This window comes from Pseudomonas sp. S2_F07 (assembly GCF_054668325.1).
Genome location: NZ_CP162758.1, coordinates 1,139,562 through 1,155,093, shown reverse-complemented (window position 1 = coordinate 1,155,093; position 15,532 = coordinate 1,139,562). Strand labels below are relative to the sequence as shown.

Sequence of the window (15,532 nt, the reverse complement as noted above, 5' to 3'; positions counted from 1 at the left end):
CCAGAGTGTAGTGGGGTGGGCGAAATCATTTCACTACTAGACTCAATCGAACCACTCACCGAGTGACACCGACCATGCGCTTCGACTGGATCGCCACCTGCCTCGCCCTGACGTTGCTTGGCCCGGTATTCGCTGCGGATCAAGCGCAAAAGCAGCAAGAGGCCGAGAACAAGGCCGAGGTGCTGGAACACAAAGCCGCCGAGAGCAACAACCCGGCACCGGCGCCCAAGGCAGAAGCCATTACCCCGTCCGAAGTCCAGGCCGTCGACCCGGCCGGCGCCGCGCCGCTGGATGATGCGATCACCTGCCTGGCCCGGTCCATTTACTGGGAAGCCAAGGGCAAGGACACCGCCGACATGGAGGCGGTGGCCAATGTGGTCATGAATCGCCTGGGCCACGAGGGCTTTCCGGACACGGTGTGCAAAGTGGTCAAGCAGGGTTCGCAGACCAAGAGTTGCCAGTTCTCCTGGTGGTGCGACGGCAAATCCGATTCGGTCCAGGAAGAGCTGCCTTACGCGATGGCCAAGGAAATCGCACGCAAGGCCCTGAACAAGGAACTGCCGGATCGCACCCGGGGTGCCTTGTATTTCCATGACCGTACCGTCAAGCCGGACTGGGCCAGGCAATACATCAGGACCGTGGATATCGGCTTGTTCCGTTTTTACAAACCCCGTGGCGAGTCGGCCAGATAACCGGGGTGTTTTCGGCCAGATATTTTATTTTTCCGAGGTAGTGCGAGGCGTTATCCAAACTGAAATGTGTCTGTTTTATAAGCTTCATAACGCAACCGTGCGTGAATGACGCCATAAGCAGGGACTACACATGAAGTTGACGAGGGTCCGGATCAGTAACCTCGCGTCGATCGCGGCGCAGTCTCCGGCGCGTTTCCCATGACCGTCCTGGTCACCGGTGCGGCCGGTTTCATCGGCTTTCATACGGTCCAGCGCTTGTGCCGCGAGGGGCAGGAGGTCGTCGGTATCGACAACCTCAACGACTACTACGACGTGGAACTCAAGCACGCACGCCTCAAGGTGCTGGAGACGCTGCCGGGTTTTCGTTTCCGGAAAATGGACATCGTCGATAAGCCGGCCCTGATGAGCCTGTTTCAGGAGCACGCTTTTACCGAGGTGATACACCTGGCCGCCCAGGCCGGGGTGCGCTTCTCGCTGGACAACCCGGATGTCTATGGGCAATCGAATCTGGTGGGCTTCCTCAATGTGCTGGAAGCCTGTCGGCACCATCGCCCCGAGCACCTGATCTACGCCTCGAGCAGTTCGGTGTACGGCGCCAACAGCAAGCTGCCGTTCAGTGTCGAGGACCCGGTCGAACATCCCGTTTCGCTGTACGCCGCCAGCAAGCGCGCCAATGAACTGCTGGCCGAAAGTTACTGCCATCTGTATGGCCTGAAAGCCAGTGGCCTGCGCTTCTTTACCGTCTACGGCCCGTGGGGTCGCCCGGACATGGCGCTGTTCAAGTTCACTGACGCCATTCTCAAAGGCTTGCCAATCGACATCTACAACCAGGGGCAGATGTCCCGCGACTTCACCTATGTCGACGACATTGTCGAAGGGATCGCCCGACTGCGCCCAAGGCCTCCGGTGCCGGAAGGCTCGGTCGCCGGGGTCAACCGGCTCTTCAACATCGGTCGCGGCATGCCTGTGGCGTTGCTGGATTTCGTCGAGTGCCTGGAATCAGCCCTGGACCTGCAGGCCCGGCGCAACTACCTGCCGATGCAGGCCGGTGATGTGGTCAAGACCTGGGCCGATGTCTCGGCACTGGCCGAGCGGGTGGGCTTCAGCCCGCAGGTGACGCTGGAAACCGGCGTAAGAGCATTTGTGAAGTGGTATCGGCAGTTCTACCGGATTTGAAGCGTTCGCCTCTGATCTCGAAAAATCAAACAGGGCGAGAGAGACCCCATGAGCCAAGATATTTTTGTATCCGTACTGATTCCCGCCAGGAACGAATCAAACAACCTCAAGCCATTGCTGGAAGAGATCCGTGTGGCGCTGGCCGACGAGGCTTACGAAATCATCGTGGTCGACGATGGCAGCACCGACGCGACCCTGCAGGAGCTGCGGCAGATCCGCAACGACGGCTTGAACACCCTGCGCATCCTGCATCACGAGCGGTCGCTGGGACAGAGCACCTCGCTGTATCACGCGGCCCGTGAGGCTCGCGGGCAGTGGCTGGCGACGCTCGATGGCGACGGCCAGAACGACCCGGCGGACATTCCCGGCATGCTCGCGCTGGTGCGTGGCGAACCGGGCAAGGTCGACGTGCAACTGGTGGCCGGGCACCGGGTCAATCGCCGTGACACCGCGAGCAAACGCTACGCCTCGCGGTTCGCCAACAACCTGCGTCGGCGCCTGCTCAAGGACGCTACCCCGGACACCGGTTGCGGCCTGAAGCTGATCGAGCGTGCGGCATTCCTGCGCCTGCCGTACTTCGACCACATGCATCGCTACATTCCGGCGCTGATCCAGCGCCATAACGGACGCATGATCGTGCACCCGGTCAACCATCGGCCGCGCACGGCCGGAGTCTCGAAATACGGCAACCTCGACCGCGCGCTGGTCGGCATTCTTGACCTGATCGGTGTCTGGTGGCTGATCAAACGCACGCGCCTGCACACCCAGGCCCAGGAGCTCGAAGGATGATTCTGACCCGTGAAACCCTCTGGCTGCTGGTCGGCTTTGCCGGGCAGGCTGCCTTTACCGGGCGGTTTGTCTTGCAGTGGTTGTACAGCGAGTACAAGAAACGCAGCGTGATCCCGACCAACTTCTGGTACCTGAGCATCGTCGGCAGCACCTTGTTGCTCGCCTACGCCATTTACCGCCAGGACCCGGTGTTCATCGTCGGCCAGGCCTTTGGCTCTCTCGTCTATTTCCGCAACCTGCAATTGATTGCCAAAAGCCGAAGCGCAAAGGAATAAGCAATGCGTAGATCGTTGTCGCCCAGGGTCGAGTGCCTGGGCCTGATGCTGCTTGCCCTGTTGCTGATCGGCGCGGGAATGGGCCTGCGTCAGGCGCAGAATGTGGACGAAGAGCGTTTCCTCGGTGTCGCGCTGGAGATGTTGCAGAACGGCTCGTGGCTGATCCCGCACCGGGCCGCCGAGATCTATGGCGACAAGCCGCCGATTTTCATGTGGACGGTGGCGTTCTTCACCTGGCTGAGCGGCAAGCCCAACATCGCCCTTTATATCCCGGGGCTGTTTTCGGCGGTAACGGTCACGGCGATGGTCTATGACCTGGGGCGGCGCCTGTGGACCCAGCGTACCGGGCGCAACGCCGCGCTACTGTACCTGGCGACCTACCAGACCTACAGCATCCTGCGCACCGGTCAGATCGACAGCTTGCTGATTCTGTTCACCTCCCTGGGCCTGTACGGCCTGGCGCGACACCTGCTGCTGGGACCCGCGTGGCGCTGGTTCTACGCGGGCTGTGCGGCCATGGGCATTGGCGTGATCACCAAGGGCGTGGGCTTCCTGCCGGCGTTGTTGCTGATTCCTTACGCCTATGGGGTGCGCAAAGGCTGGCCCGGTGTGGTGGCGATGCCCGGCGAGGCGCGCAAGTGGTTGCTCGGGTTTGCACTGATGCTCGCGGCGATTGCGATCTGGCTGCTGCCCCTGGCCTTGTCCATCATCTTGGATGGCAGCGCAGACGAAGTGGCCTATGCGCGGGAGATTCTCCTGCGCCAGACGGCGGGCCGGTATGCCGCCGCGTGGCATCACCGCGAACCGTTCTGGTACTTCTTCACCAAGGTGATTCCGCAGTATTGGCTGCCGTTGGTGCTGGTGCTGCCATGGCTGGTGCCGGCCTGGCGCCGTCAGTTGCAAAAGCGCGATGGCCGGGTGTTGGTGCTACTCGGTTGGGTGTTGCTGGTGGTGCTGTTCTTCTGCATCAGCACGGGCAAGCGCAAGTTGTACATCTACCCGGCGCTGCCCGGGCTGGTGCTGGTCGCCGCGCCGTTGGTCCCGTGGCTGCTCAAGCGCTGGTTCAAGCGTCACCCGCGTTTGCGTCGGGTGTTCCCGGCACTGGTGGCGACCTGGTTCGCGTTGTGGTTCGCCCGTGGTTTCATCGAACCGCTCAAGGACGGCACCAACGTTGATCAGGTGCTCATGACCCAGGCGGCGACCATGACCCAGGGCGCCGATCTGGTGCTGGTCAACTGGGAGGAGGGGCACTGGTTGTTCGCCCGGCAGCCGATCGTGCATTTCGGCATGGACAATTCGACCATCGAAAAGGCCGCGCTCTATTTGCGCGAACACCCCAAGGCCTACGCTTTGGTGCCGGATGACGTGCTGAACCAGTGCTTCAAACCCGAAGCGGCCCGTGAACTGGGGGAAAACTCCCGGGCGAACTGGTCGATCGTGGGCGCGGAGGCCGACAACGGCAAATGCCTGCCGCAAGAGGCCGGCAAAGCCTATCGGTTCACCTGGAACGACCCGCACATGCCGGCGCCGCCGCTGCAAGTGGCTAATCCTTGAGGGCAAAAAAGGGCCGCTTGAACAAGCGGCCCTTTCTCTTCGTTAGTTGCCTGTCACTGACTGGCGTCCAGCACCACGCGGTAGCGCGCCTTGCCGCTGCGCAAATGATCGATGGCCTCGTTGATCCGGCTCATGGGAAACATCTCGACCTGCGGCACAATCTGGTGGCGTGCGCAGAACTCAAGCATGGTCGCGGTGTTGGCGGGCGAGCCGACCGGTGAGGCGGACATGGTTTTTTGCTGGGGAATCAGTTCGAACACGTGCATGGGGATGGCATCGGGCACGACGCCGACAAAGTGCAGGCGACCCTTGCCGCGCAGGGTGGCGAGCATGGCGCTCCAGTCGAGGTTGGCGTTGGCGGTGACCAGGAGAAAATCCAGGGTGCCGGCAATGGCATTGAGCGCATCGGTATCGGTCGAGGCGACCACCTTGTGCGCGCCCAGGCGCTTGGCTTCGTCCTGCTTGCTCAGCGATGAGGTGAACGCCGTGACTTCGCAGCCCCAGGCGTTGAGGAAGCGCAGCGCCAGGTGACCAAGACCGCCGATGCCCACCACGCCGACCCGGTCGGTGGGCTTGATGCCGAATTCCACCAGCGGGTTGAACACGGTGGAACCTGCACAGAACAACGGCCCGGCCATCGCCGGATCGAGCCCGGCGGGGATCGGCAGGGCCCAGGCCCAGTGCGAACGAATGCGGTCGGCAAAGCCGCCGTTGCTGCCGATGATGGTTGGTTGCACGGTGCGACACAGGTTATGGGAGCCTTCGATGCACGACGTGCAATGCATGCAACTGCCCTTGTACCAGCCGATGCCCACCCGTTGCCCCATTTCCAGGCCGCGCACCTGATCGCCCAGGCGTACGATACGGCCGACCACCTCGTGGCCGGGGATGAACGGGTAGTGGCTGATGCCCCAATCGTTGTCGATCAACGACTGGTCGGAGTGGCAGACGCCGCAATATTCCACGGCGACTTCCACCTCATCGTTGCCCAACGGACCGGGATCGTAGCTGTAGCGTTCCAGTGGCGCGCCCGCTGCCGTGGCGGCCCAGCCGGTAAAGGTGGTGAGTTCGCTGCTGTCGCTCATGGGATACCTCCAGATCAGAAGTCAGGGGTTTGGCCGCTTTGGTGCAGCGGCGCAGCGAGGAAAGTGTAGCGGGTTGCCGGCGTTCCATCGGGTGCGAGCCTGGAGACTGTTGATTTCAGCATTACCTCAGATCTGCAGGTCAATCACGAAGGCCGCGTCGAAATCAGGGTTTTCGTTGATGCCATTCCTGGCATAGCCCCGGGGGTTGCAGACCACCCGGGTGTTGCCTACTCGATAGTCAAAGCTGCCATGGGTATGGCCATGCAGCCACAGTGCCGGCTGCCAGTCTTTGATCCGCGCTTCGAGGTCCGAGACAAAGCTTGAGTTGATCGGCGAACCGGCAAAGGTCGGGCTGATGCTCGACCGTGTCGGGGCGAAATGCGAGACCACCACCGTGGGTGTGCTGCTGTCGCGGCTGAAGCAGTCTTGCAGCCAGGCGACCGTCTGCAAAAATACCAGCTGGGAAATGGCCGGTGTGAACAGGTCCGGAAAGTCGGGGGCGATCTTGATGTGGCTGAAGTCACGGATCAGCCGGGTCGCCAGATCGATGCCCAGCGCCCGATCATCCGGGCTGTCGAGCAGGCGATAGTCAGACCACAAGGTGCAACCGAGAAAGCGCACGCCGTCGTGGACGTACTCCGAGCGTTCCAGTACGTGGATCCGGGTGCCTTGCGCCAGACTGTTCAATTGTTCGTAGGTGGTGACCAGGTCACTGCCATAGAACTCGTGATTGCCCGCCACATACAACAGTGGAACCGGGCAGGCTCTGGCCCACTCGATGGCCTTGGCCGGCCGTGCTATGTCCCCGGCGAGCACGACGATATCGGCCTCCACGGCGGGAAAGGGGATCGCATTGACGGACAGGTGCATGTCGGACAGCAAGGCGATGCGCATGGATCAACTCCGGCGTGTCTTGAAGGGCAGGCCATTCAAGTTACGCGTTGATAACCCGTCGTCACAAGTCTGCTCCCACAGTTTGATCGTCAGTGAATGCCAATCCCGCGGCTGGCCACAATCCTTGTGGGAGCGGGCTTGCCCGCGAAGAGGCCGGCACATTCGACATTGATGTCGCCTGACACTCCGCTTTCGCGGGCAAGCCCGCTCCCACAATTTTGATCTTCAGTGAACGCTAATCCCCCGGCCGGCCACAGTTGACCTGTTTACTTCAAATACCACCCCCACGGCTGGTCACTGACGTACTCGGTCACCTGCTTGACCTCCAGGTAATTGTGCAGCCCCCACTGGCCCAGCTCCCGGCCAATGCCGCTGTGTTTCATCCCGCCCCAGGGGGCTTCGACGAAGGTCGGTTGCGAGCAGTTGACCCAGACGATCCCGGCGCGCAGTTGGTTGGCGACCCGGGCGGTGCGCTGCAAGTCGGCGCTCATCACTGCGGCGGCCAGGCCGAAGCGGCTGGCGTTGGCCATTTGCACTGCTTGCTCTTCGGTCTTGAAGCGCTTGATGCACAGCACCGGGCCGAACACTTCTTCGCGCCACAGAATGCTGCTGTGCCCCGGCTCGTCGAAGATTGCCGGCTCAATGAAATACCCTTCGGCCAGATGCGCCGGTCGCCGTCCGCCGGTGAGCAAACGGGCGCCGCTGGCCAGGCCCTGATCGATGAAACCGAGCACCTTGTCGTACTGGCCCTGGCTGACCAGCGGCCCGAGCAGCACGCCGGGCTGCATGCCGGGACCGATGCTGATCTTGCGGGTTTCTTCCACCAGCCGTTCGGTCAGGCGCGGGGCGATGGTTTCCTGTACCAGCAGGCGTGAGGTGGCGCTGCACACCTGACCCTGGTTCCAGAAAATCCCGAACAGAATCCACTCCACGGCGGCGTCGACGTCGGCGTCATCGAACACGATGAACGCTGACTTGCCCCCCAGTTCCAGGCTGATGTTCTTGATGTCCCGCGCCGCCGCCGACATGATTTTCGCCCCGGTGGGCACGCTGCCGGTGAAGGCCAGTTTGTCCACTCCCGGATGCTCGGTGAGCGGGCTGCCGGCGTCGGCGCCGAGGCCGGTGACCAGGTTCAACACCCCGGCGGGGAGACCGATACGGTCGGCGGCGGCCGCCAGTTCCAGGGCGGTCAGCGGCGTCAGTTCGGACGGTTTCAACACCACCGTGGCCCCGGCGGCCAAGGCTGGCGCGACCTTCCACGCGGCCATCAGCAGCGGGTAGTTCCAGGGAATGATCTGCCCGGCCACGCCAATCGGCTCGTGGCGGAGGCGGCAGCGAAAGCGCTCATCCGGCAACGCCAGCGGTTGGTCCTGTTGCTGATCCAGCTCACGGGCCAAACCGGCGTAGTACCGGAAGCAACCAATCGCATCACCAATGTCCCACTGTGCTTCGGGCAAGGGTTTGCCGTTGTCACGGACTTCCAGTTCCGCCAGCGCCTGCTGGCTACTTTCCAGTTCATCGGCTAGCGCCTCCAGCCATTGCGCTCGCTCGGTGCCACTGGTCTGGCCCCAGCCATTGTCGAAGGCACGCCGGGCCGCACGCACGGCATGGTCGACATCTTCTTCAGTGCCCGCCGCGACTCGGTGGAAGACTTGTTCGGTGGCCGGATCGATCACGTCCAGATAGCCGCCCAGGTCCGGGCTGACCCATTCGCCGTTGATGTAGAGCTGATCACGCATGGTGCGACTCCTGGACGCCGGTGCGGCGATTTTGCAGATGGCGGGAAGTGAACAGCAGGGCCAGCGACACACAGATGATCACCGTGGAAATGGCGTTGATCTCTGGCGTCACGCCGCGGCGGATGGAGGAAAAGATGTAGATCGGCAGCGTCGTTTCGGAACCGGCGACGAAGAACGCGATGATGAAATCGTCGAAGCTGAAGGTGAACGCCAGCAGGAAGCCGGCCATGACCGCCGGACTGATCTGCGGCAGGGTCACCCGCCAGAAGGTGTCCATCGGTGGCGCGTAGAGGTCCGCCGAGGCTTCCAGCAAGGCCTTGTCCAGGGAATCGACACGGCTGCGCACGATCACCATCACCAGGGCCATGGTGAACAGCGAATGCGCGGCGATCACCGTAAAGAACCCCATGTTCAACTTCGGCACCGTCGGCAGCCAACTCGCCAACAACGGGTTGATCAGGTCGAACAGGCTGATGAAGGCGATCAGTGTCGAGATGCCGATGACGATGCCCGGCACGATGATCGCGCAGTAGGTCAGGGCATCGAACAGCAGGCGTACCTTGGCACCGCAGCGCTGCAAGCCGAACACCGCCAGGGTGCCGAACAGCGTGGCGATCACCGCTGAACTCAACGCGATCAGCGCGCTGTTGCCCAGGGCTTCCATGATGAACGGGTTGCCGAACGCGGTGCCGAACCATTGCACCGAGCAGCACTGGAACGCCAGGCCACTGCGCCCGGCGTTGAAGCTGAACAGCACGATCAAGGCAATCGGCGCGTAGAGAAACAGGTACAGCGAAGTCGAATAGCTGCGCAACCACATGTCACAGGCCTCCGTCGGCAGGGCGGCCGCCGTAGCGCGCCACCAGTTTCAAGTACACGCCGATGATCAGCAGCATCATCGCCACCAACGTCATGGCCAGCGCACTGCCGAACGGCCAGTTGCGCGATTGCAGGAACAGATCGACCAGCGCGTTGCCGACAAAGAACACCTTGCCGCCGCCGAGAATCGCCGGGATCAGGAACTCGCCCATCAGCAGGATGAACACCAGCATCACCCCGGTGATGATCCCCGGCGCGGACAGCGGCAGGGTGATCCGACGGAAGCTTTCGAAGGCGCTGGCGCCGAGGTCCGCCGAGGCTTCGAGCAGGCGCTTGTCGAGCTTTTCCAGGCTGACGTAGATCGGGAACACCATCAGCGGCAGGTAGCCGTAGACGATGCCGATCAGCACCGCCCACGGCGTGTTGATCAGCCGCACATCCTCGAGACCCAGGCTGGCCAGCAGCGCCGGAATACCCTTGCCGCTGAGGATGAAAATCCACGCGTAGGTGCGGATCAGGAAACTGGTCCAGAACGGCACGATCACCAGGGTCAGCAACAGCGAGCGGTTCCTCGTGACCTTGACCGCAAGGAAGTACGCCAGCGGATAGGCCGCCACCAGGCACACCAGGGTGCCCAGCGGCGCCAACATCAGCGTATTGCTGAACGCCGCGCCGCGAGAACCGAGGTTCAGGTAGTTGGCCAGGGTGAAGCCACCGGCGTAACCGCCCACGGCGCTGCGCTCGCCGAAACTGAAGACCAGGATGATCACCAGCGGCATCAACAACAGCAGCAGGAACCACAGGGTAGAAGGCAAGAGCATCAGCAGGGTGATGCGCCGGCCGAGGCTGCGCCGTTGGCGAACCTCGACCGACAGGGCATGGCCCGACTGCACCGTTTGCGGGTGGGCGGCGGCATTCATGGGTGACTCCTCATTGGCCATGGTCAGGCGATCAGGCGGACTTGAAACGCGCCATCAGCTCGGCGCGGGCCGGGCTGGTCAGCGTCGCGGCGGCACCGAACTCCAGCGGGCTCAGGGCCTCGGCGGCCGGGTACATGATCGGATCGTCGAGCATCGCCACCGGCAGCAGCGCGTCGACACGCTTGTCGCCACTCGGGTAACCGTGGCTTAGCACTTCGAGCTTGTTGTGCTGCGGGTCGAGCAAGTAGTTGATGAAGGCGTAGGCGGCGTCCTTGTGCTCCGAGCTTTTGGGGATGGCGAAGAAGTCGCTCCACAACTCGCCACCTTCCTTGCCCAGTTCGAACTGCATTTGCGCGTTGTCGCGGTGCAGTTGCGAGGCGTCCCCGGTCCAGGACATCGCCAGCCAGGCATCGCCGCTGCGCATCGATGGCTGAATGTCGGAGTTGATGGCGAACAGGTGCGGCTTGACCTCGATCAGCAGTTTTTCCGCGTCGGCCAGTTCTTTCGGGTCCAGGGAGTTGAAGCTGTAGCCGAAGCTTTTCAGCGCGTTGCCGATGGCGGTCAACTGGTAGTCGTGGACCATCGTGCGGCCGCTGGCCGGGCCTTGGGCGGCGGCCCAGAATTCCTTCCAGCTGGCGGGGCCATTTTTCAGCTTGCCGGTGTCGTAGAGCATGCCGGTAGTGCCCCAGTTTTTCGGCACCGCGTAGACCTTGCCATCCACCGTGCCCTGGGCCATGAACTTCTGCTGGAACGCCGAGGCATCGAAGTTGGGAATGCGCGACAGGTCCAGCGGCTCGATCAGCCCCAGGCCCACGTAGGTGCTGATGGTGTAGTTGGTCGGCACCAGCACGTCCCAGCCACTGCCGCCAGCCTGCAATTTGGCGAGCATTTCTTCGTTGGAACCGAACACGCTCATCGACACCCGGGCACCGGTGGTCTTGCCGAAGGTGTCGAGGTTTTCCTGGCTGTGGTAGTTCGGCCAGGTCGCCAGCGACAGGCGATCCCCCAGCTTGGCCTGTTCGGCGGCCTCGGCGGTGGAGGTCAACAGGCCGGGCATGTTGGTCGCGACCACGGCGGCGGCGATGCCAAGGCCCGTGCGGCCAAGGAACTCGCGGCGGCTGATCGAGCCGTTCTGCCAGCTGCGCAGGGTTTTTATAAAAGTCTTCTGGTCCATAGCACGCTCCACATCCGGTTGATGAAACGAATCGATGATTTACAACGCCATGGCCAGGCCATTGGCGTGATCCCAGCCGACGCGCACTGGCGCGCCGTGTTCGAATGCATTGGCGCCATGATCCTGCTGGCGCGGCACCCGCACGCAGACCACGCCGAAGGCCTGGGTGCGCACGCGGTATTCGGTGGAATTGCCCAGGTAGATGCGGTCCTCGACGCAGCCTTGCAGCTTCACTTCCCGGGCCATCTCGGCGTTGGCTCCGGCGATGCTGATCAGCTCCGGCCGCACCGCAATGCAACCGGCGGCGTTGGCGCTCAGGCCCTTGCCAGTGGGGGTGAGGGGGCTGGTCAGCTCCAGACCCTGCTCGGTACGCAGTACCACCGAGTTGCCGTTGAGCTGGCGCACAGTGCCGTCGAACAGGTTGGACTCACCGATAAAGTCGGCCACGTAACGGCTGGCCGGGGCTTCGTAGAGTTGTTCCGGGGTGGCGGTCTGGATGATCGAGCCGTTGTGCATCACGCTGATGCTGTCGCTCATCGACAGGGCTTCTTCCTGGTCGTGGGTGACCAGCACGAAGGTGATGCCGACCTCGCGCTGCAAACGCAGCAGTTCCGATTGCATCTCCTTGCGCAGCTTGCGGTCCAGCGCCGCCAGCGGCTCGTCGAGCAGCAACACCGTCGGCTTGTTGACCAAGGCGCGGGCGAGGGCGACACGCTGTTGCTGACCGCCGGACAATTCACTCGGCTTGCGCTGGCCGAAGCCGCTCAGGCGCACCATCTCCAGCGCCTCATCGGCCATGCGCATTTGCTGCTTTTTGTCCGGGCGCGGCGTGCGATAACGCAGGCCGTAGGCAATGTTTTGCGCCACGGTCAGATGCGGGAACAACGCGTAATGCTGGAACACCATGTTCACCGGCCGCTCGAACGCCGGCACACCGGCCACGCTTTTGCCGGCCAGACGAACCTCGCCGCTGGTGGGCTGCTCGAAGCCGGCGATCATGCGCAGGGTGGTGGTCTTGCCACAGCCCGAACCACCGAGAAAGGAATGAAACGAGCCACGCCGCACCGCGAAATCCAGACCGCTGACGGCCTGTACCTCGCCATAGCGTTTGACCACATTGCAGAATTCGATATCGCTTGGCGGGGTGTTGTTCACGAGGCGGGCTCCCTTGCAGTGATGAATCAGTGCGTCGGGGGCCAAACTAGCAATCGGGGTTTTGCGGTGTATATATCCCTTGGGGGATAGGAGGGGGGCGTTTCAAGTTTTCAGTAGGTGTGGGGCGTAGAGATCACACACGGCTGGCGGCATTCACCCTTACATTTATTTGAGCAACCGAGTGTCCAGCCCAAAACGCTCCTGCGAAACAAGCTTGAACTGATCCGCAGCCAAGTCACAACTCACTAGCAGGTTCCACGAATGGCGGGAAACTGCAGACGGGATAAGCACGAAAGGATGTTCGGAAAGTAACTCATCGGCAAAGTGCTGCTGATTGGGCGAGAGCTCAGACGGGATGAGCCAGTTCGGGTTTGGCACGTCTTCGGCTTGAACAACTTTTATGAAGTTGGAATCCAGTACTTCGAAACACGTGAGCACGTGGGGCACCGTATCGAGCGTATCGAAACCAGCGTGGGTTGCGACTTCCAAAATGGCGGTGGCCGGGTCGGCCGAAGCGTAAATAACCCGGCGACCGGGAGGGTTCCACCGGCCACCGGATCGCTGAGCACCCAAGCCACTATTCCACGTGTCCTTGTAGACCTCGCGGTCAAGGCGCCAAGCGTGCCACTTCCCATCCCACGGTAAAGGATTCATTGATAAACCCCGTGTTCAATCCGGGTCAAATAATCCTCCACCACCTGGAAACCAAGCGAGTTGTCGATCAGTTCCAGCGGGATATGATCTTCCAGGTACTTGCAGGGTTTCTTCAGCCAGTTCTCAGCCAACTGTAGATTGCCGAACACGTTGATGGCGTGCTCCAAGGCCTGAGCATATTGAAAGGCGACGGTACTTTGCTGCTGATTTAATCGCACCGGTTCTGTCTCCTTTGCCAAGCGTTGTACAGTCCTGACGGACTTCCCTGTGATGCGCTCAACAAGGCCGTGCTCCATGTACAGTTCGGAGGTAGAAAGCATCTCCCTCACGTCGCTCAGATCAAAGCCTTCTTGTGTGTATTGGATGATCATCATGCGCGTATTACCTTCGCGGCCATGTAACAGCACCTCAGTCGGCTTTCGGGTGACAGGTTTTGTCTCCGTCGTGACGACTGTTCTTCCTTTGGATTTGACGGCGGGCATACCGAATACCTCCATGCGACATTTGACGCGATCATAACGCCAAATGTCGCTGTTGGGGCAATTAGCTTTGTCGACTAGTGTCCTGCTCATGCAATCGTTTCACCCTCAATGTCTGAGAGAGCGCCTGCATCAGGCGAAGAATCTCTCGTCTCTGTTTAGGGCTGCAAAGTTAACCCTCGTGCTTCCGGTCGCCAACCTTAAAAATACGTCAGACATTTCCTCTGGCTTCCTAAGAAATTCAACGCGAGTAGCCTGCGTAAATTTTCGGTTGGATATACGTGTTTAATCGCTGTCAGCGTTACTTCATGAAAGCTACAACGCCTTGCGTCGTTGCCTACAGGTACGCCAGAATCCGCCGGCTTGTGCGCCTTGGGGCTGGGTTTTATCGTTCCCGGGTCGCTGCCAATTCAGCGACCGGGCTTGGAACCCCGAGGAGTAAACGGCACAAGGCGTGCCGCTTAACATATGCTGCGCACCTTCAAGTGTGCACTCCGTAATGGCGGCTGTGCGCGGGAGACCTTAGGGTCTGCCGGGTTCCGTTTACCCCGGGTTCCAACCTGCGTACAGCTGCCACCCCTTCGCTTGGAACCGAATGGAGCAGCTCCAACTCGTAGACGGAGACTTGCCATGTTCAAGGTCACACCCAACCCGCCGGACACCGATCCAGCATCCCCATACGAAAGCCTCGACTCCAAAAAACTCCACGAAGCCGCCGAGCGCGCCCTCGATCATTACCTAAACCCCGGCCCTGCAATCATGGCCACCCCGCGCACACCCAGCACGATGTTCATCGTCAATCCCGAACTCAGTGCCGAAACCTTGCTGGTGCACGCCTGTGAATCGCTGGCGTCGGCCAATGTCATGGCCAACGATCTGGTGGATCATCTGGAAGGAACGAGCCGCAATGCGCTGCTCGGGATTGCGCAGGTGATCATGCTGGGGGAACTGGCCGTAAACCGCGTGCTGGATCAACTCGATCCGCCTGAATAACCGCTTATCTGCGGATCACCAATAGACCTGTGGGAGCGAGCTTGCTCGCGATGGCGGTGTGTCAGACACATCAATGTTGAATGTGCTGCCGCTATCGCGAGCAAGCTCGCTCCCACAAGGATATGCGTATACCAACGGGCATCAGGCCTGCAGCTTGAAACCGGGAGCCTGCAACGGATCCTCCGTCAACTCCCGAATAAACAACCCCAGCAACTCCGACTGGCTGCCAATGCCCAGCTTGGCGTAGATGTTCTTGCGGTGAATCTTCACCGTGCCGGGGCTGATGTTCAGTTGTTCGGCCACCGAGGCGCTGGAGTGGCCACGCAGCAACAGTTGAACGATTTCCTGCTCGCGCCCGGTGAGGATGTGCGCGCCGAAGTGGTCGAAGGCTTCGCGGATCTTGAAGTCCAGGTCCTGTGCCGGTCGCGGTTGCTGGGCCTGACGCAAGCGCCAGGCCTCATTGATGACTTGTTCGACCACCGCTTGCGCACACTCGACCAGTTGCATTTCGTCCCGGCTGAATGCACAGCTGGCGCTCGATCGCATCAATGACAACACCGCCGTGGCACCACCACCGAGGTCGACGAAAAACGCCACTTCTTCAGCCAGACCCGTCTGCTGGTAATAGGTCAGGAAGTACTCGCCGAGGTAGAAGTGGTCGGGGGCGAACTGGCGCAAACGCCACAGCCCCGGCGCCTGCCCGCGTGTACAAGCCAGGTAGAACGGATCGAGCAGGTAAGGCCCGCACTGATAATCGTCGACATACACCGCCCGCTTGTCCGCCGAGAACGTATCGAACAACGCCAGTGGCCGGTGATTGCCTTCGTAGACAAACAACACGAAATGATCGACCGGGCAGATTTGCCGAAGCCAATGGCTCAACCCCGACAGCCGTCCATGCCCGGCAGGCAGGTCGAGCAGGTGGGCGACACCGGTGGTCCAGAGTTTCAGTTCCTTGGGGCGCATGGCGGCTACAGGCAGAAGAGGATGGCCATTGGATGCACAAAGTACGCCATGGCGGGTGGCCCCGTGTGGAGCAGGGTGGGTGGCGGCGCGTCGTTGAAAAGACGCACCGCAACAGGGCCGGGTGTTACCGAGTGCTACAGAGTGGGTAGCAAAAGTGATCGGCTGAAT

At 61.5% G+C, this 15,532-nt stretch carries 16 protein-coding genes; 6 read left to right on the top strand and 10 right to left on the bottom strand.

Annotation, left to right across the window (positions count from 1 at the left end):
* Positions 1 to 74: 74 nt before the first annotated feature.
* The 5 genes from AB4O40_RS04980 (at position 75) to AB4O40_RS04960 (ending at position 4,486) form a co-directional block, all read left to right on the top strand.
* Complete coding sequence (locus AB4O40_RS04980) at positions 75 to 692, top strand: cell wall hydrolase (protein ID WP_056727902.1); 618 nt, start codon at positions 75 to 77, stop codon at positions 690 to 692.
* A gap of 198 nt (positions 693 to 890) precedes the next feature.
* Positions 891 to 1,868, top strand: coding sequence for an NAD-dependent epimerase (locus AB4O40_RS04975; protein ID WP_056727901.1), 978 nt, complete (start codon positions 891 to 893; stop codon positions 1,866 to 1,868).
* 48 nt (positions 1,869 to 1,916) lie between these two features.
* The gene (locus AB4O40_RS04970) at positions 1,917 to 2,657 is read left to right on the top strand and encodes a glycosyltransferase family 2 protein (protein ID WP_056727899.1); all 741 of its coding nucleotides are present in this window, start codon (positions 1,917 to 1,919) and stop codon (positions 2,655 to 2,657) included.
* A complete protein-coding gene (locus AB4O40_RS04965; RefSeq protein WP_095945709.1) occupies positions 2,654 to 2,932 on the top strand; it encodes a lipid-A-disaccharide synthase N-terminal domain-containing protein in 279 nt (92 codons plus the stop codon). The genes AB4O40_RS04970 and AB4O40_RS04965 overlap by 4 nt, the downstream gene beginning before the upstream one ends.
* A gap of 3 nt (positions 2,933 to 2,935) precedes the next feature.
* Positions 2,936 to 4,486, top strand: a complete 1,551-nt coding sequence (locus tag AB4O40_RS04960) for an ArnT family glycosyltransferase (protein ID WP_223542625.1) — start codon at positions 2,936 to 2,938, stop codon at positions 4,484 to 4,486.
* Between the two features lie 53 nt (positions 4,487 to 4,539).
* Here AB4O40_RS04960 and ahr read toward each other — a convergent pair whose 3' ends face one another.
* The 9 genes from ahr to AB4O40_RS04915 form a co-directional block, all read right to left on the bottom strand.
* Positions 4,540 to 5,571, bottom strand: a complete 1,032-nt coding sequence (gene ahr / locus AB4O40_RS04955; protein ID WP_056727894.1) for an NADPH-dependent aldehyde reductase Ahr — start codon at positions 5,569 to 5,571, stop codon at positions 4,540 to 4,542.
* A gap of 126 nt (positions 5,572 to 5,697) precedes the next feature.
* Positions 5,698 to 6,465, bottom strand: a complete 768-nt coding sequence (locus AB4O40_RS04950; RefSeq protein ID WP_409078752.1) for a metallophosphoesterase — start codon at positions 6,463 to 6,465, stop codon at positions 5,698 to 5,700.
* Between the two features lie 266 nt (positions 6,466 to 6,731).
* Positions 6,732 to 8,204 carry an aldehyde dehydrogenase family protein gene (locus AB4O40_RS04945; protein ID WP_460055755.1) on the bottom strand — a complete coding sequence of 491 codons (1,473 nt, stop codon included), beginning with the start codon at positions 8,202 to 8,204 and terminating at the stop codon, positions 6,732 to 6,734.
* Complete coding sequence (locus tag AB4O40_RS04940; protein WP_460055758.1) at positions 8,197 to 9,024, bottom strand: ABC transporter permease; 828 nt, start codon at positions 9,022 to 9,024, stop codon at positions 8,197 to 8,199. Before AB4O40_RS04940 ends, AB4O40_RS04945 begins: the two co-directional genes overlap by 8 nt.
* A 1-nt stretch (position 9,025) precedes the next feature.
* On the bottom strand, positions 9,026 to 9,943 hold the full coding sequence (locus AB4O40_RS04935) for an ABC transporter permease (protein WP_223542620.1): 918 nt from the start codon (positions 9,941 to 9,943) through the stop codon (positions 9,026 to 9,028).
* Positions 9,944 to 9,974: 31 nt separating this feature from the next.
* On the bottom strand, positions 9,975 to 11,117 hold the full coding sequence (locus tag AB4O40_RS04930) for an ABC transporter substrate-binding protein (RefSeq protein WP_056727887.1): 1,143 nt from the start codon (positions 11,115 to 11,117) through the stop codon (positions 9,975 to 9,977).
* Between the two features lie 39 nt (positions 11,118 to 11,156).
* Complete coding sequence (locus AB4O40_RS04925) at positions 11,157 to 12,272, bottom strand: ABC transporter ATP-binding protein (protein ID WP_409078753.1); 1,116 nt, start codon at positions 12,270 to 12,272, stop codon at positions 11,157 to 11,159.
* 165 nt (positions 12,273 to 12,437) lie between these two features.
* A complete protein-coding gene (locus AB4O40_RS04920; protein ID WP_056727884.1) occupies positions 12,438 to 12,926 on the bottom strand; it encodes an RES family NAD+ phosphorylase in 489 nt (162 codons plus the stop codon).
* Positions 12,923 to 13,408 (bottom strand): antitoxin Xre/MbcA/ParS toxin-binding domain-containing protein, encoded by a 486-nt coding sequence (locus AB4O40_RS04915; protein WP_056727882.1) that lies wholly within the window; start codon positions 13,406 to 13,408, stop codon positions 12,923 to 12,925. The genes AB4O40_RS04920 and AB4O40_RS04915 overlap by 4 nt, the downstream gene beginning before the upstream one ends.
* Positions 13,409 to 14,035: 627 nt before the next feature.
* On the opposite strand from AB4O40_RS04915, the gene AB4O40_RS04910 reads away from it, so the two are divergent.
* Complete coding sequence (locus tag AB4O40_RS04910) at positions 14,036 to 14,398, top strand: DUF6124 family protein (protein WP_223542618.1); 363 nt, start codon at positions 14,036 to 14,038, stop codon at positions 14,396 to 14,398.
* A gap of 141 nt (positions 14,399 to 14,539) precedes the next feature.
* Here the strand turns inward: AB4O40_RS04910 and AB4O40_RS04905 are convergent, their stop codons facing one another.
* Entirely contained in the window at positions 14,540 to 15,364 is an 825-nt protein-coding gene (locus tag AB4O40_RS04905; RefSeq protein ID WP_056727879.1) for a response regulator transcription factor, read from the bottom strand.
* Positions 15,365 to 15,532 lie beyond the last annotated feature (168 nt).

Coding starts and splice junctions, on each gene's coding strand:
- AB4O40_RS04980 (WP_056727902.1), top strand. CDS start 75: ATGCGCTTCGACTGGATCGCCACCTGCCTCGCCCTGACGTTGCTTGGC.
- AB4O40_RS04975 (WP_056727901.1), top strand. CDS start 891: ATGACCGTCCTGGTCACCGGTGCGGCCGGTTTCATCGGCTTTCATACG.
- AB4O40_RS04970 (WP_056727899.1), top strand. CDS start 1,917: ATGAGCCAAGATATTTTTGTATCCGTACTGATTCCCGCCAGGAACGAA.
- AB4O40_RS04965 (WP_095945709.1), top strand. CDS start 2,654: ATGATTCTGACCCGTGAAACCCTCTGGCTGCTGGTCGGCTTTGCCGGG.
- AB4O40_RS04960 (WP_223542625.1), top strand. CDS start 2,936: ATGCGTAGATCGTTGTCGCCCAGGGTCGAGTGCCTGGGCCTGATGCTG.
- ahr (WP_056727894.1), bottom strand. CDS start 5,571: ATGAGCGACAGCAGCGAACTCACCACCTTTACCGGCTGGGCCGCCACG.
- AB4O40_RS04950 (WP_409078752.1), bottom strand. CDS start 6,465: ATGCGCATCGCCTTGCTGTCCGACATGCACCTGTCCGTCAATGCGATC.
- AB4O40_RS04945 (WP_460055755.1), bottom strand. CDS start 8,204: ATGCGTGATCAGCTCTACATCAACGGCGAATGGGTCAGCCCGGACCTG.
- AB4O40_RS04940 (WP_460055758.1), bottom strand. CDS start 9,024: ATGTGGTTGCGCAGCTATTCGACTTCGCTGTACCTGTTTCTCTACGCG.
- AB4O40_RS04935 (WP_223542620.1), bottom strand. CDS start 9,943: ATGAATGCCGCCGCCCACCCGCAAACGGTGCAGTCGGGCCATGCCCTG.
- AB4O40_RS04930 (WP_056727887.1), bottom strand. CDS start 11,117: ATGGACCAGAAGACTTTTATAAAAACCCTGCGCAGCTGGCAGAACGGC.
- AB4O40_RS04920 (WP_056727884.1), bottom strand. CDS start 12,926: ATGAATCCTTTACCGTGGGATGGGAAGTGGCACGCTTGGCGCCTTGAC.
- AB4O40_RS04915 (WP_056727882.1), bottom strand. CDS start 13,408: ATGCCCGCCGTCAAATCCAAAGGAAGAACAGTCGTCACGACGGAGACA.
- AB4O40_RS04910 (WP_223542618.1), top strand. CDS start 14,036: ATGTTCAAGGTCACACCCAACCCGCCGGACACCGATCCAGCATCCCCA.
- AB4O40_RS04905 (WP_056727879.1), bottom strand. CDS start 15,364: ATGCGCCCCAAGGAACTGAAACTCTGGACCACCGGTGTCGCCCACCTG.